The organism is Sporomusaceae bacterium, from assembly GCA_031460455.1.
Classification (GTDB): domain Bacteria; phylum Bacillota; class Negativicutes; order Sporomusales; family UBA7701; genus Anaeroselena.
Genome location: JAVKTQ010000001.1, coordinates 136,882 through 155,609, shown reverse-complemented (window position 1 = coordinate 155,609; position 18,728 = coordinate 136,882). Strand labels below are relative to the sequence as shown.

Genomic DNA, 18,728 nt, shown 5'->3' with positions numbered 1-18,728 from the left:
ATGGCGGGTGATTTTTTAAGCCAGGCAGGCGACTTTGTTCTGCATCCGTTCCGGTACAATATCGTTGCGGACGAGGTCTTCGTAGCTTTCCCGTTTTACGACCAGTTCGGCCTTGCCGCCGCTGGCGAAGACAACGGCCGGGCGACGGTTGCGGTTGTAGTTGCTGGCCATGGAGTAGTTGTAGGCGCCGGTGGAGGATACGGCGAGGATGTCGCCAGGGACGGTCGGCGGCAGCTCGATGTCCCAGATGAGCATGTCGCCCGATTCGCAGCATTTGCCGGCGATGGAAACGGTTTCTTCGCCGGGGACGTTCATCTTGTTGGCGAGGGCGGCTTCGTATTTAGCCTGGTAGAGGGCGGGACGCGGGTTGTCGGTCATGCCGCCGTCGACGGCCACGTATTTGCGGATCCCCGGAATGTCTTTGACCGAGCCGACGGTGTAGAGGGTGACGCCGGCTTCGCCGACGATCGACCGGCCGGGTTCGACGATGATCTTCGGCAGGGGCAGGTTGTGGGCGGCTGCCATCTCGCGCACCGTTTGGGTCATGAGGGCGACGAGTTCGCTAATCGGCTGGGGAGCGTCGCCTTCGGTGTAGTAGATGCCCAGACCGCCGCCGAGGTTGAGTTCCTCACAGGCGTAGCCGGTTTTGGTTTTGATCTCTTTGACGAAGGCCATCATGGTGGCGGCCGCTTCTTTGTAGGAGTTGAGGTCGAAGATCTGCGAGCCGATGTGGCAATGGATGCCTTTGAATTCGAGGTTTTTCATGCCGAGCGCCTTTTCGACGCCCATCAGCGCCTGGCCGTTGGCGATGGCGAGGCCGAATTTGGAGTCGATCATGCCGGTTTTGATGTAATGGTGGGTGTGGGCGTCGATGCCGGGCGATACCCTGATGAGGATTTTGGCTTTTGTTTTGCGCTGGCGGGCAAGTTCGTTGAGGATATCCATTTCACAGAAGTTGTCGACGACGTAGCGGCCAACGCGGGCCTCGAGGGCCATTTCCAGTTCCTCGGGCGATTTGTTGTTGCCGTGGAAGTAGATGCGGCCGGGCGAGAAACCGCTGGCCAGCGCGGTGTAGAGTTCGCCGCCGGAGACGACGTCGAGCCCCATGTCCTCTTCGGCCACCAGCCGGCACATGGCCATGGTGGAGAAGACTTTGCTGGCGTATATGACTTCCGAGTTCGGGTAGTGTTTTTGGAAGGATTCGACGTAGGCGCGGCAATTATCGCGCAGCAGGGCTTCGTCCATGACGTAGAGGGGGGTGCCGAACTGGCGGGCCAGGTCCACCGTGTCGCAGCCGCCGATTTCAAGATGGCCGGCCTCGTTGATGCGCATTGTGCCGTGAAGGTTCATGGGGATTCTCCTTTCGGTGTTGACGGAATTGGCGGATACAAAATACAAAAGCGGTTGCAAGCTACCTCACAACCGCGCGTCTTCAAAGAAAGACTTTCTTGCCGGTGAGATAGCGCTCCACCCGGCGCGGATACGCCGGATGACAGTCTTGTGCTTGTTCAGCCACAAGCCCAGCCGAGTTTTCTGCCCGAAAACACCGGCTTCGGCGGGTATTCCTTTCCCTGCGGCTCATCGCTTCGGCAAGCTCGCCCCAGGTACTGATAATCGCCCGCACCTCTATACAACACGGGTATTTAATTGGTTTCATTTTAGTATATACGCCGGGCGGTGTCAATATCCCCCTGCGAAGAATAAAGTCTCCGACCGGCGTACATGCTATGGGGAAAAGGAGGGTTGCTTTTGCGGCATTATAAGATGTTCGCAGCGGGGGTCGCTGCCGTGGTTTTCGCCGCCGCCATTCTGGCCGGTTGCGGCCTCATGGGCCCTGCGAAGAAACCGGAGATCGGGCCGGCCGGAAAACCGGGGGACGTCAAACCCAATCCACCCGTGATGGAGCGGTTCGTCTCAGCCCCCGCCCTGCTTTACGATCTTGAGGCGATTGCCGGTACGGTATTCGAGGGAATCAACAAAGAGAACTGGCAGCAGGCCGAGGCGGGCCTTTATAATCTCCAGTCCGTCTGGCAGCAGACCAAGGAGGCGGTGGGCGACAAGAAGGGCGTTAAGGAAGCCGACGAAGCGGTCGGCAAGCTGGCGACAAGCGTGATGGACAAGAAGGTAACGGCGTCTTACGAGAATCTGAACAAGTTCATGGGCGGCGTGAGCGACATCGGCAAGTCGTATAAGCTGTCCCCCGTCGCCGATCTGGTCGCCGTCGGCAACGCCGTCCGCAGCGTGAGCTTTTATGTGGCGGACAAGAACTGGAGCAAAGCGGCGTCGAAGGTCAAGGGACTTGAGGATACCTGGAACAACGCCAAACCGACGATGGAGCAACTGGGAGTGCTCGGGCCGGTGACGGTTACCCACGCTCACGTGAAGCAGCTTAAGGATGCCGTCAACGCCGAGAGCCAGGGAGCGGCCGAGGAACAGGTGACAAGTCTGAACGAAAGTTTGGGCAAGATTCGTGAGTATTATCGCGGCAAATGAAAAAACCCGCCGGCGGCGGGTTTTTTCATTTTTTATCCTCGTTGTTTTTTTTCGGGCCGCCCTGTTTCCCTTGCCGGTTGTCTTCAAGGCGGTCGGGGTCCTGGGGTTTGAGCACTGCCGGCCTGAGCAGCTTGCTGGGGAGCGGCAGCCGGAAGATGACGTCTTTCATGGCCTTGTAGTTGAAGGGCATGGCCGGCCACAGGTAGGGTACGCCGAAGGATTTGGTCATAGCTGTGACCAGCAGGACGAAGGCGAGGCCGGCGAGCAGGCCGGGCAGCTTGAAGACGATGACGAGCGCCAGGAGGAGGATGCGGAACAGCCTGACGGCCATGGCCAGTTCGAAGCTGGGGGTGGCGAAGGTACCGACGGTGGCGACGGCAATGTAGAATATTGCTTCGTTGCCGAACAGGCCGACGCGGCTGGCGTATTCGCCGAGCATGAAGGCGCCAATAAAACCGAGGGCGGTGGACTGGGCAGAGGGGACGTGGACGGTGGCCATCCGCACCATTTCGACGCCGAATTCGGCCAGGAGGAACTGGAACCCGAGGGGGATTATGCCTGGATCGCGCGGCCCGAGGAAGGCGAGCGTTTCCGGCAGCAGCCGCGGCTGGAGGGCGAAGGCGAGCCACAGGGGAGGGAGCAACAGCGACAGCAGCACCGCTCCCAGGCGGACCAGGCGAAGGAAGGTACCGGCGGTCATGTTCTGGCGGAATTCCTCGACATGCTGGACATGGTGCCAGAAGGTGGTGGGCAGTATGAGGATGCTGGGCGAGGTGTCCACGACGAGGCAGATATGGCCTTCGAGGAGGTGCACGGCGGCGACGTCGGGGCGTTCGGTGTAGCGGACCTTGGGCAGGGGGTTCCATTTGCTGCCGAGGGTGATGAATTCCTCGACCGCTTTTTCCGCCATCGGCACGCCGTCGATGGCAATGTCGTTGAGCCTTTTCTTGACGGTTTCCACCAATCCGGGGTTGGTGATGTCCTTGATATAGCAGATGGCGACGTCGGTTTTGGAGCGGGCGCCTATTTTGACGATTTCGAAGCGGAGGTTGGCGTCGCGGAGACGGCGGCGGATGAGGGCGGTGTTGAAGGGGATGGTTTCGACGAACGAGTCGCGGGAGCCCCTGGTAACTTTTTCGATGTTGGATTCCGACGGCGAGCGCACGGGGTAGGCGCGGGCGTCGACGACGATGACCTGTTCCTCGCCTTCGATGAACAGCAGCATCTCTCCCGACAGCATGCTGACAAGGCTGTCGTTCATGTTGTCGAGGAGTTTGACCTGGGAATGGGGCAGTCGCTGGTAGAAAACTTTGTTGAGGGTGTTGATGCTCAGTTCTTCGGGGTGGCAGGTCATGACAGCCTGGTAGACGTTGGTGAGGACGACGTCGTTGGTCATGCCGTTGATGGAGAAGGTGGCCGCCCGCCGCCGCCCGATCTTGAACTCGCGGAAGACGATATCGTATGTTTCGCCGACGCCGAGGAGATCTTTGAGGTAGTTGATGTTTTTGTCGATGTCGCTGTCTATTTTACGTGCTTCTTGCATAGCTGACGCCACTCCGTTTCAATATCTCCTCGATGGCTTTACGGGTGACCGGCGCCCCGCGGCGGATGTCGTCAGCCTTGTCCATCTTGCCGATGTCGCCGACGCCGATAATGACCGGTATTTCAACCTCGTTGAGCACGTCGACGGTGTCGCCGTTGACGATCGTCCGGTCGCGGCCGGTCACTTTCTCCTGGCCGTATTTGTCGACGGCGTTGTCCACCACCTGTCCGTCGCCGCTGATACAGGCGTCGGCGGCAACACCCTGGATGCCGGTGGTGTTGGAGGCAACCGCCACCGCCCCGAGCACTTCTATGTCCGGGTGGGAGGCGACATACTCCATAGCTGTTTCGCCTTTGCCTTTGTCGCGTCGGCCACGGTCGTCGAACATGACCAGCACCGGGTCGTGGGGAACGGTTTTGACCAAGTCCACGATCTCGCGGCCGCTGATCGGCGTCGGGTTGCCGCCTGAGGCGGATATGCACCGCAGTCCCAGTTCGGCGGCGATGCTTTCCACGGCGTGCTGGGCGCAGCGGTCGCCGTCGGTTACGATTATTACCCTGACTTTATCTGTCAAAATTCCACCTCATGTCTGGCGAGAGCTGCTTTCCTGACCGAGCAGGTTGCTTATTTTGTCGGCCAGTTTTTCGCTCTCGCTGATAACTTGTTTGAGTTTTGTCAGGCTTGCTTCTAGTTCGTTGGCAAGCTCGTACTGGGCCTGGGCGAGCGCCTGGGCGGCCGTCTGCGCCGAAGAGGCTTTCTCGCCGCCGGCCGACTGACCGTTTGTCTGATTGCCGCGTTTTTGCCCTGGTTGCTGCTGATTGCCGCCGTCCGGCTGTGCGCCACCGGCTCGCTGCTGAGTGCCGGCGCCCTGCCGTGCCCCGCCGCTTTGCGGCCCGTCCGGTTTGTTTTCGGCCAGCAGCCGGCTGAAAAGCGCGCTGAGTTCCTCCTGACGGCCTTCTTTCCCCTGCCCGCCTCCTTGTGTCTGTTGCCCCCCCTGCTGCTGCCCGCCGGTTTGCTGTCCGCCCGCCGGCGCGTTCTGCAGCTGCGACAGTTGAAGGCTGATTCTTTCGAGCATGGCTAACATTTCCTGATTAGGGCCGCCGTCAGGCGCGCCGGCTATCTTGGCCTGTGCTTCGACGAAGCCTTTGGCCATGTCGGCTATGAGGCTGTCGGTGTTTGGATCGCGGCTTTCGCTCTGTTTCTGGTCGCCTTCATCGCGCCCGTACTCTTCATCCCGGCGGCGTCCGTACTGGCCACCGGACCTCCGTGCCGTATTTCTCATCAGTGCATCTCCCCGTATTCAGATAAGCTGCCAGAGGGCGGCGGCGGCCGACAGGATGGCCAGCCGCAGGTTCACGACGGCGAAGGGCTGTTTGAGCGCCGCCCCGGGGTTAAGCAGGCGGGACGTTTTTTCCCATGCCGCCCCGCCGAGGCTAGCGCCGACAAGGTAGTTGGCCAGCGGCCCGCCGAGCGCCACCGCCACTGCCGGCGCACCGGCCTTTACGCCGCTGACGGCTGTAGTGCCGAAGGCGCCGGCGGCGATGATGGCATCTACACGCCCCTGAAAAAAGAGGGCCGTGAGGATGGACCCCAGGTCGTGGATGACGGCCGCGCCGAGGACGCAGTGAGGGTAGCGCAGCCCGGTGAGGCAGACGGTGAGTATTAAACCTACAAGATCGACGGCGAGCATCAGCTTCCCTCCTATCCCCTGGGATTAAATGTCACGGCGGCCAGCAGTCCGAAGACTACGGCGGCCGTTATCCCGAAGGCGGATGCTTTGAGGGCGCCGCTGAAAACGCCCGCTAAGCCCGATTTGTTTATTTCTTCGATGGTGCCGCTGACCAGCGCGTGTCCGAAGCCCGGCAGCGGCACCGTCGCTCCCGCCCCCCCCATCTCGACGAGAGGTTGATATAAGCCCAGGCCGCTCATTATGCCGCCGAGCACGACGAACAGGACAAGGACATGGGCGGGCGTCAGCGGGGTCAGATCCATCAGGAGCTGGCCGATTACGCAGATCAGGCCGCCGATGACGAAGGCCATTATATATGCCTGCAAAGTCTTTCCTCCTCTACGCTTCGATGGCGACGGCATGGGCGATGGCGGGGAGCGATTCCTTCTGCTGGTATGAGGTGGGGCTGTGGAGGCTGCCTGTGCCGATGAGCAGGATGCGTTTGAGCCGGCCGGTTACGAGCAGCGGGAAGGCGTGTCCGCACAGGACGAGCGCTGAACTGGCGCAGCCGCTGGCGCCGGCGTGCGGGTCCTGATCCTCGCGGTATATCATCAGTCCGCAATCCTCATAGTTGGCGGCGATATCGACACCCTTTTCCTGCATGAGTTGGATGAGCAGCGTTTTGCCCACCTGGCCGAGATCGCCGGTCAGGATGATGTCGTAGTAATTCGGCTGCCTGCCGGTGTCCTGAAGATGCTGCCAGAGCGTGTCGGCGGCAGCCGGGGTCATGGCCGGCCCCATGGCGTTGGGATCTTTTAGTCCGGCGTCCACTACTTTGCCAATAGTAGCTGCCGTCAGCTTCGGTCCTTCACCTTCACTAGCCAATACGACCGCCCCGGCGCCGGTGACCGTCCACTGCGCCAGCGGCGGGCGCTGCACGCCCAGTTCGGTGGGATACCGATACTGGCGCTCGGCGGCGTCGTGATGGCTGGATACGGCCGCCGCTATTCTGGCGGCGAAGCCACCGTCGATGAGCGCCGCGCCGAGCAGCATACTCTCAGCCATGGTCGAGCAGGCGCCGTACAGGCCGAGGAACGGGCGGCCGAGGCTGCGGGCGGCGAAATGGGCGGACATGAGCTGATTGAGGAGGTCGCCGGCGAGGATGAAATCGATGTCGTCGAGCGCGCCGCCTGTCCTGCTGACCGCCGTTCTCAAGGCCCATTCGAGCATGAACGACTCGCTTTTTTCCCAGCTTTTCTGGCCGGCGAGGTTGTCTTCGAGAACCTTGTCAAATTGTCCGTTCAGCAGTCCCTCCCCTTCCATCGGCCCGGCGATGGTGGCCGCGGCTGCCAGTACAGGCGGGGCTGCGTAGGCTATCGTCTGCTTGCCGCTTTTTTTGTTCAATGGCTGTCCTCCCTAGCTGAATGCCCAGTATATCAGGCCGACGCCCACGGCCGTAATGAGGCCGTAGACGATGACCGGACCGGCGATGAGGAACATTTTTGCCCCGACGCCGAACACATAGCCTTCGCGCTTGTACTCCATGGCGGGGGCGACGATGGAGTTGGCGAAGCCGGTGATGGGAACAATCGAACCGGCGCCGGCCCTGCGGCCGAGTTCATCGTAGATACCGAGCCCGGTGAAAAGGGCCGACAGGAAGATCAACACCGCCGATGTAGGCCCCGCAGCTTCTTTTTGCGATAGGCCGAAGCCGACGAAGTAGGTCTGGATGACCTGTCCGAGGGTACAAATAAGGCCGCCTACTATAAAGGCCCAGAAGGCGTTTTTCAGAATGGGCGGCTTGGGCTTGACCTGATTGTATCGGGCCTGGTACCATTTTTGAAACTCCTGTTGTCCCTGTCTGCCGTCGCTGACGGACACTTCGCCCACCTCCGCCTTTATTCTTGCCGACAACCGGCCAATTAATGCGCGCCGTAAAAAACGAAAGGGTGCCTTGCGGCACCCTTCAGGTATGCGATTAGTGGACGTGGAAAGCGATCTTGACGTCGGCTTTGTATTCGGCGATGCGGCCGTTGTCGATATTGGCGGTGAAATTTGTCACTTCGACGCCCAGTATGTCGTCGATGGTTTTCGACGCCTCACTGACGGCGTTGTCGACGGCGTCCGTCCAGTTCTGGCGGGAAGTGCCGACGAGCTCAATGACTTTTACGACACCCATTATTCTGCCTCCTTGCATATTGATTGTGTGCTACGATCCATAGTCTGCGCCGATTTCGCCGTTTTATGCCACAATGTTTGTTGGTTTAGGGACACGCGAGCGTAAAAAGCGTCAGGTTCTGCCGCCATGACCTGACGGGCCCGTGCCGGTGTCCTGGGGGAAGAATGGATGTAGTATACCCAGGCGGCCACGCCCCCGGCCGTGAGCAGCGACACCGTCAGCAGGGCGACCCACCAGCGCTTGGCGCTAATCATGTTCTTCACCTCTGCCGTTAGTATGCCGCAGCCGGCAAAAAAATAAGACCCCGAAATTTAGGAGGTCTGGAGGTATTCCTTGATTAACCGTAAGGCCTGTTTTTCTATCCGCGACACCTGCACCTGGGAGAGACCGATGAGGCGGGCTATTTCCGTCTGGGTTTTGTCTTCGAAGAATCTCAACTGGATGACCAGACGTTCGCGCGGCGGCAACCGGGACAGTATTTCCCGCAGCGCAATGTTGTCGATGGCAGCGACGTCGTGGCCGGGGTCGCAGCCAATCTGATCCATGCGGTGGAGTGGGTCGCCGTCTTCGAAGTATGTCTGGTCATAAAGCGATGCTATTGGTTGAGCGGCTTCGAGGGCTTCGGCGATTTCCTGGGGAGAAAGGGTAAGTTCTTCGGCAACCTCGCCGATCGTCGGTTCGCGGCCAAGACTGCCCTGCAGTTTCTCCTGGGCCCGGTGGACCCGGTAGGCGAGTTCTTTGAGCGGCCGGCTGACCTTGACCGGGCTGTCGTCACGGATGAAGCGGCGGATTTCGCCGATAATCATCGGCACGGCGTAGGTGGAAAATTTGACGCTGAAGACCGGGTCGAAGCGCTCGATCGCTTTGATCAGTCCGATACAGCCTATCTGGAAGAGATCGTCCCATTCGTACCCGCGGCCGGTGAAGCGATGGACGATGCTGCGCACAAGGTTGAGGTTTCGTTCGATGAGCTGTTCTTTGGCGTCGCTGCTGCCTTGCCGGGCCTTAGCCAGCAGCACGCCGATTTCCTCGTCGCCAAACATAGGCGCCTGCCTAATGAGCCGGCGGGGCGGCTACTCTTTTTACCATCCTGACGGTCGTGCCTTTGTCGACGGCGGATTCAACGATCAGTTCGTCCATGAACGATTCCATGAAAACAAAGCCCAGGCCCATCCGCTCGGGGTCGGTGGAGAAGGACGGCTGCCTGGCTTGCTCGATGTCGGCGATGCCTTTGCCGTGGTCGGTAACGACGAACTCCAGCCGGTCGCCGTCGAGCGCAAGGGTGAATTCGATCTCGCCTTCTTTGTCCCCATAGCCGTGGATGACGGCGTTGGTTATCGCTTCCGACACGGCAACTTTTATTTCCTCGATATCGTTTAGGGTGAGGTCGAGCTGCGCGGCAAAAGCAGCGGCGGTTACCCGGGCTATGCCGACGTTTTCGCTGCTGCTGGGGAACGTCATTTTAATCTGGTTCTTGCTCGCCATGGTTGTCCTCCTCACAGACTATTCAGGGCTTCGGCCTCGGTGCCGAACGTCCTGATTATCTTCAGCAGCCCCGACAGTTCGAATACTCTGGCTACCTGGGGCCTGATGTTGGCCGCCAACAGCAGCCCGCCGTTGGCGTTGATCTTTTTATAGCGGCCGAGGATGGCGCCCAGACCCGAGCTGTCGACAAAGGTGACGCCTTTGAGGCTGAGGATAACGTGGCGGACGCCGCCGGTCTCGAGTGCTTCGTCGATCTTCTGCCGGAATTCTCCGGCCACGTGCATATCGAGTTCACCTTCAACCCTGACTACGAGGATGCCTTGTTTGACTTGAGTGCTGATATTCAATTTACTACCTCCCGCATGCCCACATTTATATCTATATTTCGCTATAAGGAAAATTTTTCCTGCTAAGGCTGCGACTTTTGCCGCAGCGGGAGGTTACAAAAAAAAGAAGCGGGCTCTTAGCCCGCATCGGGGATTATTTAGCCAAACTGAACAGGGTGCCGATCATATCCTGCATTATCCGGAAGAAACCTGCTTTGGCAACCGCCTTTTCGGCGACAAGGTCTACCTTGCCAATCTCTTTGCCGTCTTTCAGTACGACCAGTTCGCCGCATTTCTGCCCAGCCTCCACCGGCGCCTTGAGGCTGCCGTCGCTGAGGACTTTCTTCTGGAGATTTTTCTGCTGTCCTTTGGGCAGCGTGAGGTTGAGGTCGTCTTTGGCCACCAGGGGCACCTCGCGCTCCGTTCCTTTGCTGACCCTCAGCCGCTCGACGACCGCTCCCTTGTCGACGACCGGCACGGCGGTATAATTTGCGAAGCCCCAGTCCATGATTTTCATGCTTTCGCGCAGATGGGAACGTGGCTCAGGGGTGGCGAATACGACGGCGATCAGGCGGAGGCTGTCGCGTTTGGCGGTGCCGACAAAGCAGTATTTTGCGTCTTCCGTCCAGCCGGTCTTGAGGCCGTCGCCGCCTTTATACCACCACAGCAGCTTATTGGTGTTTACCAGCCAGTTCTTGCCGTCGCGCAGCCAGTATTCCTTGATGCTGCAGAGTTCCATGTAGAGCGGGTGTTTGACGGCTTGGGCGGCGATGACGGCGGTGTCGTGCGCGCTCATGTAATGGCCGGCGGCCGGCAGACCGTTGACGTTGATGAAATGGGTGTTCTGAAGGCTGAGTTCCTCGGCCCGGCGGTTCATGGCGTCGACGGCGGCCGATTCGCTGCCGTAGATGTGTTCCATCAGGGCAACGGCCGCGTCGTTGGCGCTCACGACCGCCACGGCGGTGAGGATTTCTTTGGCCGCCATTGCTTCACCGGGTTCGAGCCAGATCTGCGAGCCGCCTTGCCGCCAGGCGTTTTCGCTTGTGTTAATCTGGTCGGTTAGTTTAAGACGCCCTTGCTCGACGGCTTCGATAGCTAACAATAAGGTCATGACTTTGGTTACGCTTGCCGGCGGCAGCTGTTTGTGAGGGTCTTTCTCGTAGAGAATGTTGCCGTTGCCGTCCATAAGGATGGCCGATACCGCCGTGGTTTCCAGCGGGGCTCGGGCCGGAGCCTTGGGCGCGGGGGCGGCGGCCGCCAGACAGGGAGCGAGGATGATGGCAACGCTGAACAGCAGGAGGATCAAAAGGGCCGCAGGGCGCAGTCGCCTCATTGAATGAACACCCCTTTTCCGCTTTTGTTTCTAGCGTGTCCAGGAGAAAAAGCGCTTACACTTGGTAATTGAAAGCATCAATCGCCGTCAGTCGGCGCTGTTGTGCTTCAGCAGGCGGAAGGCGACGAGAATTCTCAACAGAAATTCGCCGGCCAGCGGCACCATTTTTATATCCCTTGCCCTTATCCCCCCGACGGACAGCATCGAGAGGCCGTAAACGCCGATGCCGATGCCGATAGCGGCCGCCGTTGCCAGGGTATTGCTGTGGGCCGCCGCGGTTATGAAACGGTGGCCGCCGTATACGGCCACGCCCATGAGCGCGGCGGAGAAAGCGCTTCTGAGCAGCGAACCGAGATCGAGGCTGAAACCGGTGTGCCGCCTGATAAAGTACATGTTGAGCAGCGCCGCCAGGACGGTGTCGGCAACGGTTGCCCAGGCGGCGCCGGTGATACCCAGGCTGGGAACGGCGGTTAGCGTCCAGCTCAGGCCGACCTTGACGGCGGCCGCGAGGAGCATGTTCACTGCAGGGACGAGGGTGCGCCCCAGCCCCTGGAGGATCGCGGTGGATACCTGGTGGATGCCGAGGAAAAAGATGCTGAAGGCTAGCGTTTCGACCGCCGGCGCAGCCCCGGGGGCGTGATAGAGCATCGTAGTCAGCGGCACGGCGAGGATATAGATGCCTGCGGAGGCCGGCAATGTGACGAGATTGGCGAGGCGGAAGCCTGCAGCGGCGCGCCTGTACAGCCGCTCGCGGTCGCCGCGGGCGCAGGCTTCGGAGATCGCCGGCACGATGCTGGTGGCAAGGGCGCCGGTCAAAACGGTGGCGAGGCCGGCGAGCGGCACGGCCATGCCGGTAAGATAGCCGAACTGTTCCGTGGCGGCCGCCACGGAGTAGCCGGCCTCCTCCAGCCGCCGGGGCACGATGAGCAGATCGAGGTTGGCGACTACGGGCAGCATGATGCTGGCGGCGGATATCGGCAGAGACAGGCTGAGGATGCGGCGTATTATTCCGGCGGCCGGAGCGACCGGCGCAGGGCCTGGGGCCGCATCCCGCGACAGCCGCGCGCGGTGCCGCCAGTAGAAGAAGAGCATGACGAGAAGGCCGGCGAGTGCTCCTGGCGCTGCGCCGAAGGTCGCGCCGGCGGCGGCGTATTCCACGCCCCTGGGCGCTAGGAGGGTGGCGAACGCCAGCATGGTGACGACTCTGAGTAGTTGTTCGCCGACCTGGGACAAGGCGGTCGGGGTCATTATCTGCCAGCCCTGGAGGTAGCCGCGAAAGGCGGCGAGCAGGGTAACGAGGAAGATCGCGGGCGCGAGGGCGACGAGCGAGTAGTAAGCCCTGGCGTCGCGGATGTACCGTTCCTCTACCAGCCAGCCGGCGCCGAAATACATCAGCAGGCTGAAGATGGCGCCGGTCACCGCTAGCAGCCAGGCCGCAACCCGGAAGACGCGCCGCGCTCCCCGGCAGTCCTGACCCGCAACCCGTTCGGCGGTAATGATCGACACGGCCACGGGGATGCCGGCGGAGGAGGCGCTCAGCGCCAGCAGGTATATCGGGTAGGCCATCTGGTACAGGCCCATTCCCTCGCCGCCGAGGACGCGCGAAAGGATGATCCAGTTGAGCGACCCGATGATTTTCACTATTATGCCGGCCGCCGTGAGTACGAGTGTGCCTTTTAGGATAACCTGGCCCGACCGCCTGTGTGGCATGACGCTCCCGCCTCCGACAGTTATTTCACGTCACGTTTCTTTTTAGCATAACCTGAAGACGGCGGATTATCGTCGGACGTTTTCAGTTGGGACGACAGGCAGCAAGAAAGCCGCCGCTATTTGGCGACGGCTTTGGTATGTTTTTGTCGTGTGCGATTACGCCAAGGTTATGCCTGCGGCGGTAACGGTGCCGAGGATGAGCTGCGGCCGGGCGGCTTTTTCCGCCCCGACGGCGACGGCGGCGGCGACGGTGGCCGCGGCAGCCGGGAGCATGGCGGGATCGGCGGTGTAGAGGGTGGCGAGCGGCTGGCCTTTCGCCAGCGTATCGCCGATGCGGCAGTGCATGACGAGTCCGGCGCCCAGGTCGATCTGCTGGCCCTTGTACTCCCGGCCGGCGCCGAGGATCATGGCGGCGTAGCCGATGCGGGCGGCGTCGATGGACTGTACGGCGCCGTCCGCCGGAGAAGCGACGGTGTGGCGGCTGGCGGCCAGCGGCAGGAGGGCGCGGTTGGCGATGATGTCGGGGTTGCCGCCCTGGGCGGCCACGAGGGCGGCGAATTTCGCCAGGCCCGCCTTGCTGTCGAGCAGCGCGGCGAGTTCGCCGTAGCCGGCGGTAAAACCGGCTGCCTTCCCGGCCATCACGAGCATGTGGGCCCCGAGGGTCAGGCACACCTCGCGCAGTTCGGGGGCGCCGCCGGTGCCGGCCAGGATGTCGATGGCCTCGGCGACCTCGAGGCTGTTGCCTACCGCCAGGCCGAGGGGCTCGTGCATTGTCGAGATGACGGCCATGGTTTCGCGGCCGACGAGCGTCCCGATGCCGACCATCGTCTCCGCGAGCCGGAAGGCCTGCTCAGTGGTCTTCATGAAGGCGCCGGAGCCGGTTTTGACGTCGAGGAGGATTTTATCGGCGCCGGCGGCGATTTTTTTGCTCATGATCGACGAGGCGATGAGGGGGATGCTTTCGATGGTGCCGGTGACGTCGCGGAGGGCGTAAAGCTTGCCGTCGGCGGGGGCGATGCCCTCAGTCTGGCCGGTGATGGCCACGCCGATGCGGCCGAGGTTGGCGAGAAATTCCTCGCCGCTAAGGGCGGTGCGGAAACCGGGGATGGCTTCGAGCTTGTCGATGGTGCCGCCGGAGAAACCGAGACCGCGGCCGGACATTTTCGCCACCGGCACGCCGGCGGCCGCCACGAGGGGCGCGAGCACGAGGGTGGTTGTATCGGCCACCCCGCCGGTGCTGTGCTTGTCGACCTTGACGCCGGGGACGGCGCCGAGGTCGACCGTGGCCCCTGATTTAGCCATGGCGAGCGTGAGGGCGGCGGTTTCGGCGGCGGTCATGCCGCGGAAGAAGACGGCCATCAGGAAGGCGGCCATCTGGTAGTCCGGTATCCCATCGGCGGTGTATAAGCCGATGAGTTCGTCTATTTCGGCGGCGGCCAGTTCGCGGCCGTCGCGTTTATCGATGATGATGTCGACGATGCGCATTATTCTCGTCACCCCGTTATCTCGCCAAGGAAACTCGTGCCATAGGGCAGAGGCTCAAGGGCGAAGTTTTCCGCCACCGTCGCCGCGAGATCGGCGAAGGTGGCACGCACGCCAAGGTCGCGGCCGGGATGGCCGGGGGCGTAGGCGAGAAGCGGAACGTATTCGCGGGTGTGGTCGGTGCCGGCGACCGTCGGGTCGCAGCCGTGGTCGGCGGTGATGACCAGCAGGTCGCTGCCGGTCAGCTGCGGCAGGAGAAGGGCGAGCTGCCCGTCGAGCCTTTCAAGAGCGCGGGCGTAGCCGCGGCAGTCGTTGCGGTGGCCGTAGACGCTGTCGAATTCGACCAGGTTGGCGAAGATGACGCCAGCGCGGCGCTCTTGACGCACCAGGGCTTCGAGGGTGGCCATGCCGTGGTCGTTGGATTTGGTGGGATGTGAGGCGGTGAGGCCGCGGCCGGCGAAGATGTCGCTAATCTTGCCTACGCCGACTGCCATGAGGCCGGATGCTTTAAGACGGTCTAGCACCGTCGGCGCGGGCGGCTCGATGCTGTAGTCATGGCGGTTGGCAGTGCGCACGAAGTGGCCGGAGACGCCGACGAAGGGGCGGATGATGATCCGGCCGACGGCGTGCTCGCCGCGACAGACCTCTTCCCTCACCCGGCGGGCGATCGCCCCCAGCTTGTCCACCGGCACGACGTCTTCGTGGGCGGCGATCTGGAGGACGCTATCGGCCGAGGTGTATACTATCAAAGCACCTGTCCTGAGGTGCTCTTCGCCGAGTTCGGCGATGATCTCGGTGCCGGAGGCGGCTTTGTTGCCGATGACTTTGCGGCCGGCGATGCCCTCTATTTGGGCGATGACCTCGTCCGGAAAGCCGTGCGGGTAGACGGGGAACGCCTGGAAAAGCGGGCAGCCGGCCATTTCCCAGTGACCGCTGGTGGTGTCCTTGCCTCTTGATATTTCCGCCATCCTGCCGTAGCTGGCCAGCGGCCGGTCGGCGGCGGGCACGCTCTCCAGGGGCCTTATGCAGCCAAGTCCCAGCTCCGTCAGGGTAGGCAAAAAAAGCCCGCCGTGGCAGCGGGCTATGTTACCCAGGGTATCGGCCCCGAGGTCACCGTATTCTGCGGCGTCAGGCAACGCGCCCGCGCCGACGCTGTCCATCACAACGATGATGATGCGTGTAAACAATGCTATCTCTCCACCTCAGGCTTTGATGCTATCATGCGCGGGGGTGGGCCTTGTCATACACTTCTTTGAGGCGGTTCTTGGTGACGTGGGTATAAATCTGGGTGGTGGAAATGTCGGCGTGGCCCAGCATCTCCTGCACCGAACGCAGGTCGGCGCCGTTTTCCAGCAGGTGGGTGGCGAAGGAGTGCCGCAGGGTGTGCGGGGTGATCTCCTTGTTGATGGTGGCTTCCTGGGCGTATTTCTTGATTATCTTCCAGAAGCCCTGCCTGGTCAGTCTGTTGCCGTGGTGGTTGACGAACAGGGCGGCTTCTTCGTATGTACGGACGAGTTTCGGGCGACCTTTGCCTATGTACTCCTGAACGCACTTGGCGGCGATGGAGCCGAGCGGCACGATCCGCTCCTTGGCGCCCTTGCCGTAGCACTTGATGTACCCCATGTCCAGGTTTATGTCGGAAATGTTAAGGGAGATGAGCTCGGAAACCCTGATGCCGGTAGCGTAGAGAAGCTCCAGCATCGCTTTGTCCCTCAGGCCGGTGGGCAGGAAGGTGTTGGGCTGCTTGAGCAGTTCTTCCACCTCTGAGATGGTGAGGATCTTCGGGAGCTTTTTCTCCAGCTTGGGCGACTCGAGATGGGCGGCGGGGTCCTTCTCGAGATAGCGTTCCCTCACGAGATACTGATAGAACGATTTGATGGCGGCGAGATTGCGGGAAATTGTCGAAACAGCCCTGCCCTTGGTCTGCAGGTTGTTCAGGTAGGCAAGAATGGTGCTGCGGCTCGAGTCCTTTATGAAGTCAAGTTGTCCGTTGTGGAGATATGCCTGAAACTGCCGGAGGTCACGGCCATAAGACTCCAGCGTGTTTTGGGCCAGCCCCCGTTCCACCGCAAGATATTGAATAAACTCGTTTACGTAACCTTCCATTCCAATCACCTTTTTCTCTTGGCAAAATTTCCGGTCCCGACGCGCAATCTAGTAGTGGGTGCTATTATTCAACATAAGGTGTCGGTTTTCCTTTCTTTTCCTGTCGAAAATAACAGATTTTCTTATTTTTTTCGTAAACTAAATTATCTCCACAAATTCGGATATTACCCGCAGCGGCTTTTCCATTATTTGGTTCTCCCGTATCTTGGGGATCGGTTGGTTAAACTGCCAGAAAAACCCCAACAGCTTCGGCAGCACATAAAGAATCATAATTGCCAAAGCCATCGCCTGGAAAGCCATCTTGAGACGCCGGGAGACGCAGCGCCACGAGATGCCGACGATCATCTCCCCCACCTCTTTCCGCGGCTTAACTTAATATCATACTTATTCACATTTGGTTTTGGATATTCCCGGCAATGTAAATTAAATACCGCCGTAAAAAACAAAACCGCCGGGCAAGCCCACGGCGGCACGACGACTATCGTATAAGGCGGCGCCCTGCCTACTGTTTCAACAGCAGGCCGGCGACTAGCTTCATGAATACCGGCGAGATGTAGACTTCGATGACGGCGGCTGCCAGCATCAGCGCCAGCATCAGCAGGCAGAGCACTGTGTAGCCCACCGATTCGTACAGGAGGTTGACCTTGGCCCGTTGTCTGCGCCGCACCAGCAGCAAGGAAAAGGAGGTTGCCGCAACGCCCGCGACCAGCAGGGCGGGAACGGCGAAAAAGTTGTGGGGCAAGACAGACGCCAGTGCGAAGGCCAGGCCTTTCATTATGTATTCGTTGACGAGAAAGCCAACGGTGAAACCGATGACAAAGCCGCGGGTGAAAACGATGAACAGGACGAACGGGATGCCGACGACCGTGAAGCCGAGCAGCCAGATGAGGCCTATTGTCTTGACGCCGCTGAGGGCGACGGTGCTGAACAGGGCGGGCGTGTCGACGGCGCCCGGCCCCTGGACCAGACCCTGGAAGAAGATTTTGAGGTAGCCGATTAGTTCGAGTTTCTGGTCTTCCGGCAGCGTCTTGACGGCCAGGGCACCAACGGCGACGCCGATAACGAAGATCAGGGTCATGAAAAAGTAGGCGACGATGTTGGCGCGGAAGTATTCGTTCATATTCTGGCGAAAATTTCCCAGCATGCGCCTTCCTCCCGACTACACCTGCTAAAATGTATGCCGGGCGGGGGCTCATTATACCCTCTGTCCCACTAATTTTTCGCCAGTTTGCCGTACGTGCCGCCGCCGCCGGCGGTGATGGCCGCCTCGCCGGCGCGGGCGGCGAGAATGGCGGCGGCGGCTTTGTCGCCGACCACTTTTCTGAGCTCGGCGTCGCCGGCGCTGTGGAGCACGTTCATCTCGGTGCCGAAAGCGGCCAGCAGTTTGCCGAGGGCCTTGCCGCCGACGCCGGGGATGAAGCTTAGGGGCACCTGATGGCGGTATGGCGGCCGGTGGGCGGGGTGGCGGGGCTCGGGCCAGTCGGCGATGTCGTCGATGCGGTCGAATACGCCGCGGACGATTTTGCTGCTGCCGCAGCGCGGGCATGAGACGGTGAACGGCTCGCCGGCCGGATCGAAGTAATCGCATTCGCCGCAGAAGGTCCGGTGGTATTTGCCGAGGCGCGGGTCGAGGCCGAAATTGGCGATGACCGCCCTGCCCTGCTGACGGGCGAACGCCCAGGCGCACTCCTGGAAGGCGGCGGCTTCGAGCGCGAGGAGGTTGTATTCGCGGGCGATCTTGTCAAGCGAGTGGGCGTCGGAATTGGTAATGAAGGTGAAGGACTCAAGTTCGCCGATGCGGTCGGCGAGGGAACTGTCGGCGCTGAGGCCGAGCTCGACCGCGGCGATCGCCGCCATTTCCCGTTCGCCGAGGATATTGGCCATGCGGGTGGTGCAGCTGCCGTACAGGCCTTTGTGGGGGGTGAAGGCGTGGGCGACGACGATAAGCGCGCCGAAAGGAGCGGCGATGCGCACAAGCTCGGCCAGGGGCATGTGGGCGTTCTGAGAGCTCATGTGGATGTTGCGGATATGCCGGCTCATCGTAGCGGAGAAGGCCGCCATCAGTCCTATATCCGGCAGGAAAATAAGGGTGTGGGCGGAGCCGCCGTCAGGCTCGCTTGTCTCGATTTCCGCCCCGAGCAGGAGGGTAAGCCGGTCGTCGTAGCGGTAGCCGCCCTGGCTGTCGAGGGTGAGCAGTCCCTCGGCGGCGAGCAGGGCGAAATCCTCGCGGACGAACGGCGAGAGGGCGTCGACAACGCCAACAATCTGCAACCCCTTCCGGTCGGCCGCTTCAGCGAGGATGTTGCGGAGGGTCAGGCGATTAGATGTGGGGATTTTGACCCATTGGCCGCGTTCGCTGAGACCGACATGGACATGGAAATCGGCGAAGAAATTTTTCATTG

The 18,728-nt window shown here is 61.1% G+C and carries 22 protein-coding genes and 1 riboswitch; of the genes, 1 reads left to right on the top strand and 21 read right to left on the bottom strand.

What is annotated here, in order from left to right; genetic code table 11:
* Positions 1-15 precede the first annotated feature (15 nt).
* Complete coding sequence (gene lysA, locus RIN56_00870) at positions 16-1,350, bottom strand: diaminopimelate decarboxylase (GenBank protein ID MDR7865333.1); 1,335 nt, start codon at positions 1,348-1,350, stop codon at positions 16-18.
* A 102-nt stretch (positions 1,351-1,452) separates the two neighbouring features.
* Positions 1,453-1,637, bottom strand: a riboswitch (Lysine riboswitch).
* A gap of 112 nt (positions 1,638-1,749) precedes the next feature.
* On the opposite strand from lysA, the gene RIN56_00865 reads away from it, so the two are divergent.
* Positions 1,750-2,493: a hypothetical protein gene (locus tag RIN56_00865; GenBank protein ID MDR7865332.1), complete on the top strand. Its 744-nt coding sequence runs from the start codon at positions 1,750-1,752 to the stop codon at positions 2,491-2,493.
* A 25-nt stretch (positions 2,494-2,518) separates the two neighbouring features.
* On the opposite strand, the gene RIN56_00860 is transcribed toward RIN56_00865, so the two are convergent.
* From RIN56_00860 to RIN56_00765, 20 genes are all read right to left on the bottom strand, one after another.
* Positions 2,519-4,036 carry a spore germination protein gene (locus tag RIN56_00860; protein MDR7865331.1) on the bottom strand — a complete coding sequence of 506 codons (1,518 nt, stop codon included), beginning with the start codon at positions 4,034-4,036 and terminating at the stop codon, positions 2,519-2,521.
* On the bottom strand, positions 4,020-4,610 hold the full coding sequence (locus RIN56_00855; protein ID MDR7865330.1) for a stage V sporulation protein AE: 591 nt from the start codon (positions 4,608-4,610) through the stop codon (positions 4,020-4,022). Before RIN56_00855 ends, RIN56_00860 begins: the two co-directional genes overlap by 17 nt.
* Before the next feature lie 9 nt (positions 4,611-4,619).
* Positions 4,620-5,318 carry a hypothetical protein gene (locus tag RIN56_00850; GenBank protein ID MDR7865329.1) on the bottom strand — a complete coding sequence of 233 codons (699 nt, stop codon included), beginning with the start codon at positions 5,316-5,318 and terminating at the stop codon, positions 4,620-4,622.
* An 18-nt stretch (positions 5,319-5,336) separates the two neighbouring features.
* Positions 5,337-5,726, bottom strand: a complete 390-nt coding sequence (locus RIN56_00845; protein MDR7865328.1) for a hypothetical protein — start codon at positions 5,724-5,726, stop codon at positions 5,337-5,339.
* An 11-nt stretch (positions 5,727-5,737) separates the two neighbouring features.
* A complete protein-coding gene (gene spoVAE, locus RIN56_00840; protein MDR7865327.1) occupies positions 5,738-6,076 on the bottom strand; it encodes a stage V sporulation protein AE in 339 nt (112 codons plus the stop codon).
* Between the two features lie 28 nt (positions 6,077-6,104).
* The gene (gene spoVAD / locus RIN56_00835; GenBank protein MDR7865326.1) at positions 6,105-7,109 is read right to left on the bottom strand and encodes a stage V sporulation protein AD; all 1,005 of its coding nucleotides are present in this window, start codon (positions 7,107-7,109) and stop codon (positions 6,105-6,107) included.
* A 12-nt stretch (positions 7,110-7,121) separates the two neighbouring features.
* On the bottom strand, positions 7,122-7,595 hold the full coding sequence (spoVAC, locus tag RIN56_00830) for a stage V sporulation protein AC (GenBank protein MDR7865325.1): 474 nt from the start codon (positions 7,593-7,595) through the stop codon (positions 7,122-7,124).
* Positions 7,596-7,683: 88 nt separating this feature from the next.
* A complete protein-coding gene (locus RIN56_00825; protein ID MDR7865324.1) occupies positions 7,684-7,884 on the bottom strand; it encodes a dodecin family protein in 201 nt (66 codons plus the stop codon).
* Positions 7,884-8,147 (bottom strand): hypothetical protein, encoded by a 264-nt coding sequence (locus RIN56_00820; GenBank protein MDR7865323.1) that lies wholly within the window; start codon positions 8,145-8,147, stop codon positions 7,884-7,886. The genes RIN56_00825 and RIN56_00820 overlap by 1 nt, the downstream gene beginning before the upstream one ends.
* A 48-nt stretch (positions 8,148-8,195) precedes the next feature.
* Positions 8,196-8,927 (bottom strand): SigF/SigG family RNA polymerase sporulation sigma factor, encoded by a 732-nt coding sequence (locus tag RIN56_00815; GenBank protein ID MDR7865322.1) that lies wholly within the window; start codon positions 8,925-8,927, stop codon positions 8,196-8,198.
* 10 nt (positions 8,928-8,937) lie between these two features.
* Complete coding sequence (gene spoIIAB, locus RIN56_00810) at positions 8,938-9,369, bottom strand: anti-sigma F factor (protein ID MDR7865321.1); 432 nt, start codon at positions 9,367-9,369, stop codon at positions 8,938-8,940.
* An 11-nt stretch (positions 9,370-9,380) separates the two neighbouring features.
* Positions 9,381-9,716 (bottom strand): anti-sigma F factor antagonist, encoded by a 336-nt coding sequence (gene spoIIAA, locus RIN56_00805; GenBank protein MDR7865320.1) that lies wholly within the window; start codon positions 9,714-9,716, stop codon positions 9,381-9,383.
* A 133-nt stretch (positions 9,717-9,849) separates the two neighbouring features.
* Complete coding sequence (locus tag RIN56_00800; protein MDR7865319.1) at positions 9,850-11,028, bottom strand: D-alanyl-D-alanine carboxypeptidase family protein; 1,179 nt, start codon at positions 11,026-11,028, stop codon at positions 9,850-9,852.
* Between the two features lie 87 nt (positions 11,029-11,115).
* A complete protein-coding gene (locus RIN56_00795) occupies positions 11,116-12,738 on the bottom strand; it encodes a polysaccharide biosynthesis protein (protein ID MDR7865318.1) in 1,623 nt (540 codons plus the stop codon).
* Positions 12,739-12,894: 156 nt separating this feature from the next.
* Positions 12,895-14,235, bottom strand: coding sequence for a thymidine phosphorylase (locus RIN56_00790; GenBank protein MDR7865317.1), 1,341 nt, complete (start codon positions 14,233-14,235; stop codon positions 12,895-12,897).
* The gene (locus RIN56_00785) at positions 14,232-15,407 is read right to left on the bottom strand and encodes a phosphopentomutase (GenBank protein MDR7865316.1); all 1,176 of its coding nucleotides are present in this window, start codon (positions 15,405-15,407) and stop codon (positions 14,232-14,234) included. Before RIN56_00785 ends, RIN56_00790 begins: the two co-directional genes overlap by 4 nt.
* 31 nt (positions 15,408-15,438) lie before the next feature.
* Entirely contained in the window at positions 15,439-16,326 is an 888-nt protein-coding gene (gene xerD, locus RIN56_00780) for a site-specific tyrosine recombinase XerD (GenBank protein MDR7865315.1), read from the bottom strand.
* 138 nt (positions 16,327-16,464) lie between these two features.
* Positions 16,465-16,671: a hypothetical protein gene (locus RIN56_00775; GenBank protein ID MDR7865314.1), complete on the bottom strand. Its 207-nt coding sequence runs from the start codon at positions 16,669-16,671 to the stop codon at positions 16,465-16,467.
* Between the two features lie 157 nt (positions 16,672-16,828).
* A complete protein-coding gene (gene spoIIM, locus RIN56_00770) occupies positions 16,829-17,470 on the bottom strand; it encodes a stage II sporulation protein M (GenBank protein MDR7865313.1) in 642 nt (213 codons plus the stop codon).
* Between the two features lie 68 nt (positions 17,471-17,538).
* The gene (locus tag RIN56_00765; protein MDR7865312.1) at positions 17,539-18,726 is read right to left on the bottom strand and encodes an endonuclease Q family protein; all 1,188 of its coding nucleotides are present in this window, start codon (positions 18,724-18,726) and stop codon (positions 17,539-17,541) included.
* Between the last annotated feature and the right edge of the window lie 2 nt (positions 18,727-18,728).